Here is a 9,526-nt window from a genome sequence, read left to right on the forward strand (position 1 = left end):
CGCGGGAAAACCGAGGGGTTACTGAACCGTCTTCTTGGTCAGTTTGATCAGTGCCTTCCACAATTTTTCAGGACTTTCCTCTGCACTCAACGCCTTGCGCGCTTCGGCATCGGTAAACGTTTCCGCCAATCCTGCCAGCAACTTGAGATAAAACGCACTGGCCGCGGTGGGAATGACCATAAAGAAAATGATCTTGGTGAGGCCTTTGTCATTTTCATCGAACTTAATGCCTTTGGGACTGATCCCCAGGCCCAAGGTAAGCCCGCCGCCTTCAACACCACGAACATGAGGAAACGCCAACGTATGCTCCAAGGCAGTGCTGACAATCGATTCGCGTTTAAGCGCCGCTTCGATCAACTTATCGGCATCATCCACGACCCCTTCCTCCTGCATCTTTTTCGCCAACTCAGCGATTGCGCCCTCACACGTCGTGGCCGTCAACCGGGGAATCATCAGCGCGGGCGAGGAGAAGCGCGCAATACCCACTTTCCGCGGCTCGGTGTGCTTAACGGCTTTGCCGATATTCTTGGCCAAACCATCCTGGAAATAGAGGAGACGGGTACATATGGGGCACACCTGAAGCTGATCCGAGACTTTCACCTGCTGAACATGGCTGGTAGGCAATCGCATGCCACAGGCATTACAGGCTCCATTCGTCATAGGAGCAATAATGATGAAGTCCCGCTTCTGCATACGCTGCACCAGAGCTTGAATCTCAGGCGAGAGTTGCGCGGTCAGATCATTAATGGCCGCGGTAAGTTCGTCCAACCGATGTCCCCCGCGATGGGCCTTCTGTTCAGCACGAATGAGCGAAAGTTCCTGTAACTGGATCAAATGATTAATCTTCGGATGCATAGTAAGAGAAAGTCCTTCCAAAATCGTTGCAATGCTTGAAAAACCGGAGACCATTATGATCAGTATTGGCCTCTATGTCAATGCATGGAATATTTCAAGTGATGCAAATCGCGCCCCAAGTGCCCCCAGATACAACGGCAAAAACCGATCCGCCAACTTCTCCCCGACTCCGACAAATACCACCATGACCAACATAACCAGCTATGCAACATACGTGATATGAAGGACATTATTGTAACAATGCAGAAACGCAAGACACCATTGTATAATTCATGAAAATTCATTATATATTCATAATCAACATGTTATTACTATTTACAGCCTTCATATCCAAAACTTGGCACGGAAGATGGTATTGAATAAACACGTCGCGAATAAATAGTTTTAACAAGCAACAACAAGAGAAAGAGGACAAAACGTGAAAAGGTTAGGATGGCTAACAGGACTGATGGGAACGGGAATGGCACTGGCGGGCGCACTGCCCGCCCTGGCGGAAGAGGCCGCCACAACTGCAACCACGGCGGTCGTGGCCGCCGCTCCGGCGGCCACGGCTTCAGCCGTGAATTCGGGTGACACCGCCTGGGTATTGGTCAGCACGGCATTGGTCATGTTGATGACCATCCCCGGCCTTGCCTTATTCTACGGAGGATTGGTCCGGAAAAAGAATGTGCTCTCGGTCCTCATGCAATGCTTCTTCCTGATGTGCGCCGTAAGCTTACAGTGGGTGATCTTCGGATACAGCCTGTCGTTCGGCCCTGATATCAAGGGACTCATCGGGAACCTGGACTGGGCGTTTCTAAAGAACGTCGGACTGGAACCGAATGCAGACTATGCGGGGACGATTCCGCATCAAGCGTTCATGATCTTTCAAATGATGTTTGCGGTGATTACCCCTGGCCTGATCATCGGCGCCTTTGCGGAACGCATGAAGTTCTCGGCGTTTGTGGTGTTCATGCTGCTCTGGTCCACGATTGTTTATGATCCCGTGTGTCACTGGGTCTGGGGCGTTGGCGGATTCGTCCGCAAGATGGGCGCGTTGGATTTCGCCGGTGGTACCGTGGTTCATATCAATGCGGGTGTTGCGGCCCTGGTCGCGGCTTTGGTGCTGGGACGTCGCTTAGGGTATCCCCACAAACTGTCTCCGCCACATAACCTACCGTTTGCGGTCATGGGCGCAGCCCTGCTGTGGTTCGGCTGGTACGGCTTCAACGCCGGAAGCGCACTGGGCGCAAACGGTTTGGCGGCTAATGCCTTTGTGGTAACACACGTTGCTACAGCGGTTGCCGGGTTGGCCTGGGCAGTGATGGATGTGGCGTTCAATCGGCGTATGACGGTGCTGGGCTTGATCTCTGGTGCAGTTGCCGGTCTGGTAGCGATCACCCCGGCTGCGGGCTTCGTCAATATTGGCGGCGCCATCGGAATCGGCTTGGGCGCAGGCGTCATCTGCTACCTGTTCGTCAGCTTCGTGAAAGAGAAACTTGGCTATGACGATGCTCTGGATGCGTTCGGCGTGCATTGTGTGGGCGGAATCTGGGGTGCGTTGGCGACGGGATTGTGGGCGACCACCACCGTCAATAGCGCTGGCGCGAACGGCCTGTTCTACGGGAACCCCGCTCAGTTCATCATCCAACTCAAGGCGGTGGCGATCACCGTGGCTTACTCGGGCGTGGTCAGCTTCGTCCTGCTCAAACTGGTGGACAAAGTGATCGGCCTGCGTGCGACTGAACAATCTGAGCGGATCGGCCTGGATCTGACGGACCATCGCGAAACCGGGTACACGATGCTCGACTAAGGAAACGACCTAACAACGATTAGCAAATAACGAATTGAAGGACAAAAATGAAATACATCATAGCAGTGATTCAACCCGACCGGATGGACGAAGTCCTCGAGCGGTTAACAGACAAGAAGATCAACCTGGTTACCGTGACCAGCGTCATGGGGCGCGGTCGCCAGGGCGGTATCGCCCAGGTCTACCGGAGCCACAAGGAGGCCGGGACCCTCTTGAAGAAGATGAAGCTCGAGATTGCGGTGAATGACGAGTTCGTCAAGCCCGCTATCGAGGCCATCACCGGCGGGGCGCGCACCGGGGAAGTCGGGGACGGCAAGATCTTTGTCCTCGACCTACCAGAATGCATACGCATCCGAACGGGTGAAACGGGTGGTGCAGCGATCGGATAAACTCACAAATCATAAATACAGAAAGAGACAAAACATGATAACACGCAATAACGGACGGACAAGCAGGTTACCAAACAACTATTTTCGATGCATGGTGATAACGGTGGTATTGGGCGGGGCAAGCCTCGCCTGGGCGGAGGCTCCCGCCCCCACCCCGCCGTCGGCCCTGGCCGAAGCAACCTTGGCCAATGGGTACGTATGGCGTGGACAAGTCCTGAATAAGGAAGCTGTACTACAGCCCTCGTTCACCCTCGGCAAAGGATCGTTCACGATCAACACCTGGGGGAATATGAACCTCACGGACGCCGTCACCGAAGATGCCCCGGACTTATCAGAAATGGATCTGACGTTAGGCTATTCCAAGACAGTGGGGGCCGTGGCCTTGGGAGCGGGATTGATTGAGTATTCCTTCCCGAATACCACCTTCAAGGGTACCCGCGAGGTTTACGGAACCCTCTCGCTGCCTACGTTGTTGATCGTCCCGACGTTGAGCGTCTATTATGACTTCGACGAAGCGGATGGCGTCTACGGAAACCTGGCGTTCACCTACAGCCACAGCCTTACGGAGAAAACCACACTGGCTCTCTGCGCCTCGCTGGGCGCGGCGACCGCTGAGTATAACGCCTTCTACTTCGGCGTAGACCAAAACGCGCTGAACGATATGAATGTCGGGGCCGCGCTGGCCATCCCGGTCACCAAGTCCCTCACCATCACCCCGGCGTTTCAGTACACTGCCCTGCCTGATGGCGACATCAAGGACGGTGCCGCTGGTCTCTATCCGGAGAAGGACTTCGTGCTCGGCAGCATCAAGGCCTCCTACGTTTTCTAAGTTACTATCATCAACATGAAACAGGCCGGCCCTAAACAGCCGGCCTGTTTTTTTGCTACTTTAATTTCCGCACAAGAGGAATAGGATGTGGTGTTATGAAAAGAATACTTATAATCCTCGCCCTGCTGCTCCCGCTCTCTTTGACCGCCACTGAATCGCCCGGTAATGTTTCCCCTCCCCTGCCAAGGCGCTGGCTCTACCTGCAAACGGGATTACTCCCACAAGAACACATGATCCAAACCATGGCGCTGCTGGAGCGAGTCGCCACCGAGGGTTACACCGGCGTAGTCTTCAATGACTACAAGTTCATGCGCTGGGATTCTGTCCCCGACATTTACAAAAAGAACTGGCAGGAAATGCATGACACCTGCCGCCGCCTGAAACTGGAACTGGTGGCAGCCGTTATGCCGATGGGCTATTCCAATAGTCTCCTCAGCCGTAACCCGCATCTGGCGGAAGGATTGCCTGTGCGCGGCGCCAACTTTGTTGTCCGTAACGGCACGCTTATCCCGGATGAGGCGATTGCTTTCCGAAACGGTGGATTTGAGTCTTTTCACGCCAACACACCTGACGGCTGGAAATTCGTCGACGCACCGGGCCAGATTTCATTTATGGACACGAATATCCACAGAGAGGGCCATGCCTCACTCCGGATGCAGGATGTGGCAAAGTTTGAACCGGAGCACAAACATGCCCGAGCCTGCCAAACCCTCAAGCTTCAGCCCTTCCACAACTATCACGTGTCAGTTGACGTCAAAACCCTCAACTGGAGTGCCCAAGACACCCGTATCATGGTACTGGGCGAAAAGGGACAGACCCTGAATTTCCAAACGCCTGTATTCGAACAGACTCAAGACTGGAAAACCATCCACATCACCTTCAACACACTGGAATCCTCCACGGCGACCCTTTACCTGGGCACTTGGGCAGGAGAAACAGGCACCATCTGGTGGGACAACGTGCAAGTGGAACCCGCAGGATTCATGAATGTCCTCCGGCGCCCCGGCGCCCCGCTTCGACTCTACAACGAAGGCGGCTCTGTTCTTTATCAGGAAGGCCGCGATGTTAAGCCTATTAACGACCCGTTACTTGGAATGGATCCTTGGGCAGGCGATTACAGCTCGTGGCACGCCCTACCCGCCATCAGCACTCTGCCCGGCGGGCAGTTGGCGGAAGGACAACGGGTGCTCGCCGACTATTATCATACTGCCATCATTTATGACGGACAGGTCTCCTGTTGCATGAGTGAAGCCAAGGTTTATGAGATCCTCACGGAACAGATTCAACAGGTGCGAGACGCCATTCATCCGGATGGCTACATGATGATGCATGATGAAATCCGAATGCAAGGCTGGGACGAATCCTGCCAAAAACAAGGCGGAGACCCCGCCCGGATTCTCGGCAATAATGTCCGCCACTGCGTAGACATCATCAAGGCCGCCGATCCCGGCAAGCCTCTCTTTATATGGTCAGACATGTTTGACCCGACCCACAACGCCCGCAAGGAGGGTCGTTACTATCTGGTGAAAGGAGAGGGCCCCTGGTATGGCGCCTGGAAAGACCTACCTGAAGAGGTCACCGTGGTGAGCTGGCAGATGGAGCCCAAAACCCGGCGCCAATCGCTCGAACATTTTGCCAGTTTGGGCCATAAGCAGATTCTAGCCGGGTATTACGATGGCGACCCAAAAATGATCGCCTCATGGTTAAAAGACTCGAAAGGCATTAAAGGCGTAGACGGCGTGATGTACACCACTTGGCAAAGCAACTTCAAACATACCAAAGAATTTAGCGACCGCGCCAATTTTTGAGTGGGGTCAATGTCACATCGCAACATATCATTTGAACCGCTTTGGTCACTTTATCCGTCAAACGAGCCAATACTTTATCGCGATTGCAGGCAAGAGGAAACCGGTGCACGGCCATGCGCTGCCAGCGGATTTACATCCTGGACGGCGGCGTGGTCACCGCCACCGAATCCCATGACGAGTTGGTCAAAGACGGCCGCATGAACCAGTTCCGGCCGATCATACATGTCGGTCATGGCCTCCTCAATGCCCCACCAGTGAATCAGGAAATCCCAAGGCGTAAACCAAACATGGGTTTGGCCCGTTTTCTTCACAGGCATGATTCCCTCATAGATTGAAGGCATCAATCGATAGCGGGAGTCTGTCTCCTCCATATTATGCGTAACTATCGGCATCCTGATCTTGTCGAGGTCCTCCCGCTCGCAAATCTGCTTGTGGAAATGGCGCGACACCACGGCGTTGGAGTCATCAGTGTAGATGGTCTGCCGCAAACCGCCGGAGAACATCAGCATCCTTTGACAACAACGTAATTTCCGCAGTTCCCGATTTCATTGCTTCATGACTGACATCGTGCAACATGATCACACCTCAACTATTATCCAACCCTTGACACAATGGTTCGTTCCCAAATCATACCCTAACCTCCTAGACAAAAGACCCTATTCACAATGGAACACTTCCTCCATTCCCGCCCACCACTCGCCCTTGAGCCGATCCGGCAGCGGCTCCTGGCAGGGCATACAGAATGACCACCATTTTTGCGTGGTGGGATCCGCAACCATCGCGGCACAGTCCGTGGCAAAGTCCGACCCGGTATACTCGAAATAGCTGAACAGATAATGCTTTCCATCGGGCATCTTCCGAAGATAGATGGAGTAATTCCGCATGCGGCACGCCGCGATCATCTTCAGCACGTCAGGCCAGACGGCCGCGTGAAGGGTTTTGTATTCCGCGATCTTTTCTTCCTTCAGACCAATCACCGAACCATAGCGTTTCATCATGTCCTCCAGTCAAATGCCTGCTCTCCTTCATCAGATTAACTCATCATATTCGCCGAGATTCATGGGGTATTTTCCATACTGTCGCACCAGCTTGACGATCATGTCATAGGTCTTGCCTGAAACGTTACTGGCCACCGAGTGGTCGGACTGGAATATATAACCGCCACCTTTAGCCGCGTTCAACTTGCGAAGCACTTCCCGCCGAATAGTTACCGGATCCCCCTTTTCCCAGATCTGGATATCACTGTTGCCGCAAAACCCGAGAGTGTGGCCGAGTTCGCGCCGCAAGTCCACCGCATCCATGCCCGCCTTGACTTCGAGCGGATTATAGGCGTCGACGCCCATCTCCGCGAAATCCCGAATGACCGCATGGACGTTCCCACAGCCGTGATAGATCACCATCAGCCCCTTGGAATGGGCATGATCGGTAATGGCCTTCACCCAGGGCTTGTAGTGTTCACGCCAGAAGTCTGGATGCATGAACGTGCCGCACTTGTAGGCGATATCGCCCCAGATCACGAACCCGTCCAGTTTCCCTGAAGCAGCATCGATTTGCGCCTTGGCACAGTCCAGATAGAACTGTCCTACCTGCGCCACCACGTCCGCCATGCGCTCCGGTTCCATCCCCACCCACAACATGTGGTTCTCGGGGCCAATCAGGCGGGTCAAGCACTCGTTAACCTCGATGATGCTTCCAAATACCGGGAAATCGGGCCAAAGCGAGGCTACCGTATTCACCCAAGGGGGGCTGTTGCGTTCAAATCCATCGCCAACCCCCGCTATCTGGTTGTCGCCCGCGCTCAAATAACGGCGCGGATCGAAATGTGAATCGAAGGTCTTGACGGCCGCCTCGAGTTTTTCGATAGAATCAACTTCCCAGCCAACAAACTCAGGCATGGGGAAGTCGTACACCTTACGCATGATGGCGCCGAAGCCTGTCTTCACCGTGACCTCCTGTGGCGTTTCCTTCAGGATCTCGAAGGATCGAACCCACGGATCCATGTTCGGGACGGTGCAGATCCAGTCAAGATCGTAGTAATAATAAGGATTTGCATCTGCTGGCAGCCTCAACTCTTCCCTCCATCGCCGGATAAATCCGCCCCAGAAAAAGTCGCTGATCGGCACCCGATCCGGCTCCTCATGGCGCAAAGCCTTGCGCATACGCTCAAGTTTTACCTGCGTGCCAGGTTTACGGGAGGACAATACCTCTTTACCAACGGTGTCAAACATGCTCATGGCTGCTCACTCCTGTATATAATGGACAGCCATATCATTACTCTTTTCTTGCCGCCAATGTCTATGTCCTCTAGACTCAGTTTTATGTCTTATTCAATACATGGCCGCGTCAACGTCGGTGCTTATAAGCGCCCCTTTTCCGGCGTCGGTATCGAGTTTGACCCGCTCGGGGTCAAACCCGGACGGACCGGCATCACCCTGCACGAAGCCGGATATCTCCCCTCCAACAGGGAGTGGAACTTTCCCAGCGTATTCAGTCCCTTCTGGCGGCTTTACTACAATAGTGAAGAAGGACATTGTGTGCTGTTTGGCGAACGCATAGTTGAACTGACCCCTCAACACTTCATGCTGATACCCCCCCATTGCCTGTTCCACTGTCTGGGACGCAACCCCGTTCCGACATTCTGGTTGGCGTTTAGTTTCTCACGGTCGCTTCGCGTCGATTACACCCCTCCGGTTTTACTTAAACCCCAAGACACCGAATTGTGTCTGATCCGCAATTTAAAACAGATGATCGCCGCCGATAGAACATGGGAACCTATGGACGCTATTTTCCACAATAGCCTGGCACTGCTCCATGTCGTATTGGCACGGCGTGAACTTCATTGGCAGCCTCCCTTGCCCGATAACCTGACGCATGTCCAACAATACATTCAAGAGAACCTCGGCACGGGGCTAGCCAACCCATCCCTAGCCAAGCTTGCCGGTCTAAGCGTTGCGGGATTCGAGCGGGTCTTCAAACGGCACTTCGGGACTACAGCGGCACGGTATGTTTCCGAAATGCGCATACGGGAAGCAACCCGGCTATTGCTGCAGACGGATGAAACGATTGATGCCATCGCAGATCAAACTGGGTTCCCGAATCGCGCCTACTTCAGCCGCGTATTCAAGAATATCATCTGCGAGTCCCCCGCCAGATTTCGCCGCAAACACCGCCGATACGTTCCAGCATGGCAAAATCGTTGCGTTCGCTGATTCCCAGAATGGAAGCAATACGCTGACGTGGCCCTTCTTCAGGAAGTATGCCCGCAAAGAACGGACGAGCTTTCTTCCCCTCAAACGCTTCACCTTGGAGCGGCAACGATCGGGAAAGCGGTAAGGCGTGAGGCTGGCGAAGCCAGTCTTGTTCATAACGGTAGGAGACCAGCACATTCTCGCAGTCAGCCCGATCCCGGTACAGTTGAGCCAAGGCCACGATGGGGAGTGTCTCATTAGTCACCAGAACCCCGTATTCGTAGGTGCCCCCCTCATCGAGTCCTTCCACAAAATCGAATTGGTTTTGCGTTGTGGCCGGAAGGATATTCCGGGAAGCCCCCTCCTTCTTTGCCGGTCGGCGCAGGCATACGCATCGGCGGGCTCGTGTCCACCCCATGAGTTTCACGCAGCCTTGGTCTTACGCGAAAGAATCACTTGCCAAGATGCCCCTCGCTTCCTTATGCTGCAACCCGTTTTAAGCATTACAGCCCTCGTTATCTAATTTGGTGATAAAATGGTGACACGGGGTTAAAATGACGTCAATTTCTAATAAATACATCATCGTAACTGCTTGAATACAAACGACTTTGGAGAGGTGGCCGAGTGGTCTAAGGCGCAGCACTGGAAATGCTGTGTACCGCAAG

10 protein-coding genes are annotated in these 9,526 nt (G+C 53.9%); 5 read left to right on the plus strand and 5 right to left on the minus strand.

What is annotated here, in order from left to right; all coding sequences use genetic code 11:
• Positions 1-18 precede the first annotated feature (18 nt).
• The gene (locus WCI03_10335; GenBank protein ID MEI8140252.1) at positions 19-855 is read right to left on the minus strand and encodes a PTS sugar transporter subunit IIA; all 837 of its coding nucleotides are present in this window, start codon (positions 853-855) and stop codon (positions 19-21) included.
• A gap of 418 nt (positions 856-1,273) precedes the next feature.
• Between WCI03_10335 and WCI03_10340 the strand changes: the two genes are divergently transcribed.
• The 4 genes from WCI03_10340 to WCI03_10355 all read left to right on the plus strand — a co-directional run bounded on the left by WCI03_10340 (position 1,274) and on the right by WCI03_10355 (position 5,673).
• A complete protein-coding gene (locus WCI03_10340) occupies positions 1,274-2,647 on the plus strand; it encodes an ammonium transporter (protein MEI8140253.1) in 1,374 nt (457 codons plus the stop codon).
• A 47-nt stretch (positions 2,648-2,694) separates the two neighbouring features.
• Positions 2,695-3,036: a P-II family nitrogen regulator gene (locus WCI03_10345; GenBank protein ID MEI8140254.1), complete on the plus strand. Its 342-nt coding sequence runs from the start codon at positions 2,695-2,697 to the stop codon at positions 3,034-3,036.
• 34 nt (positions 3,037-3,070) lie between these two features.
• Positions 3,071-3,865 carry a TorF family putative porin gene (locus tag WCI03_10350; protein MEI8140255.1) on the plus strand — a complete coding sequence of 265 codons (795 nt, stop codon included), beginning with the start codon at positions 3,071-3,073 and terminating at the stop codon, positions 3,863-3,865.
• A 95-nt stretch (positions 3,866-3,960) separates the two neighbouring features.
• On the plus strand, positions 3,961-5,673 hold the full coding sequence (locus tag WCI03_10355; protein ID MEI8140256.1) for a carbohydrate binding domain-containing protein: 1,713 nt from the start codon (positions 3,961-3,963) through the stop codon (positions 5,671-5,673).
• Positions 5,674-5,747: 74 nt separating this feature from the next.
• Here the strand turns inward: WCI03_10355 and WCI03_10360 are convergent, their stop codons facing one another.
• From WCI03_10360 to WCI03_10370, 3 genes are all read right to left on the minus strand, one after another.
• A complete protein-coding gene (locus WCI03_10360; protein ID MEI8140257.1) occupies positions 5,748-6,182 on the minus strand; it encodes a hypothetical protein in 435 nt (144 codons plus the stop codon).
• 147 nt (positions 6,183-6,329) lie between these two features.
• Positions 6,330-6,668, minus strand: coding sequence for an L-rhamnose mutarotase (locus WCI03_10365; GenBank protein MEI8140258.1), 339 nt, complete (start codon positions 6,666-6,668; stop codon positions 6,330-6,332).
• A gap of 33 nt (positions 6,669-6,701) precedes the next feature.
• On the minus strand, positions 6,702-7,907 hold the full coding sequence (locus WCI03_10370) for a uroporphyrinogen decarboxylase family protein (protein MEI8140259.1): 1,206 nt from the start codon (positions 7,905-7,907) through the stop codon (positions 6,702-6,704).
• A gap of 84 nt (positions 7,908-7,991) precedes the next feature.
• Between WCI03_10370 and WCI03_10375 the strand changes: the two genes are divergently transcribed.
• The gene (locus tag WCI03_10375) at positions 7,992-8,882 is read left to right on the plus strand and encodes an AraC family transcriptional regulator (GenBank protein ID MEI8140260.1); all 891 of its coding nucleotides are present in this window, start codon (positions 7,992-7,994) and stop codon (positions 8,880-8,882) included.
• Here the strand turns inward: WCI03_10375 and WCI03_10380 are convergent.
• Positions 8,803-9,279, minus strand: a complete 477-nt coding sequence (locus WCI03_10380; protein MEI8140261.1) for a HipA N-terminal domain-containing protein — start codon at positions 9,277-9,279, stop codon at positions 8,803-8,805. The genes WCI03_10375 and WCI03_10380 overlap by 80 nt on opposite strands.
• Positions 9,280-9,526 lie beyond the last annotated feature (247 nt).

This window comes from bacterium (assembly GCA_037143175.1).
In the GTDB taxonomy this organism is placed as follows: domain Bacteria; phylum Verrucomicrobiota; class Kiritimatiellia; order CAIKKV01; family CAITUY01; genus JAABPW01.

Coding starts and splice junctions, on each gene's coding strand:
- WCI03_10335 (MEI8140252.1), bottom strand. CDS start 855: ATGCATCCGAAGATTAATCATTTGATCCAGTTACAGGAACTTTCGCTC.
- WCI03_10345 (MEI8140254.1), top strand. CDS start 2,695: ATGAAATACATCATAGCAGTGATTCAACCCGACCGGATGGACGAAGTC.
- WCI03_10350 (MEI8140255.1), top strand. CDS start 3,071: ATGATAACACGCAATAACGGACGGACAAGCAGGTTACCAAACAACTAT.
- WCI03_10355 (MEI8140256.1), top strand. CDS start 3,961: ATGAAAAGAATACTTATAATCCTCGCCCTGCTGCTCCCGCTCTCTTTG.
- WCI03_10360 (MEI8140257.1), bottom strand. CDS start 6,182: ATGCTGATGTTCTCCGGCGGTTTGCGGCAGACCATCTACACTGATGAC.
- WCI03_10365 (MEI8140258.1), bottom strand. CDS start 6,668: ATGAAACGCTATGGTTCGGTGATTGGTCTGAAGGAAGAAAAGATCGCG.
- WCI03_10370 (MEI8140259.1), bottom strand. CDS start 7,907: ATGAGCATGTTTGACACCGTTGGTAAAGAGGTATTGTCCTCCCGTAAA.
- WCI03_10375 (MEI8140260.1), top strand. CDS start 7,992: ATGTCTTATTCAATACATGGCCGCGTCAACGTCGGTGCTTATAAGCGC.
- WCI03_10380 (MEI8140261.1), bottom strand. CDS start 9,279: ATGGGGTGGACACGAGCCCGCCGATGCGTATGCCTGCGCCGACCGGCA.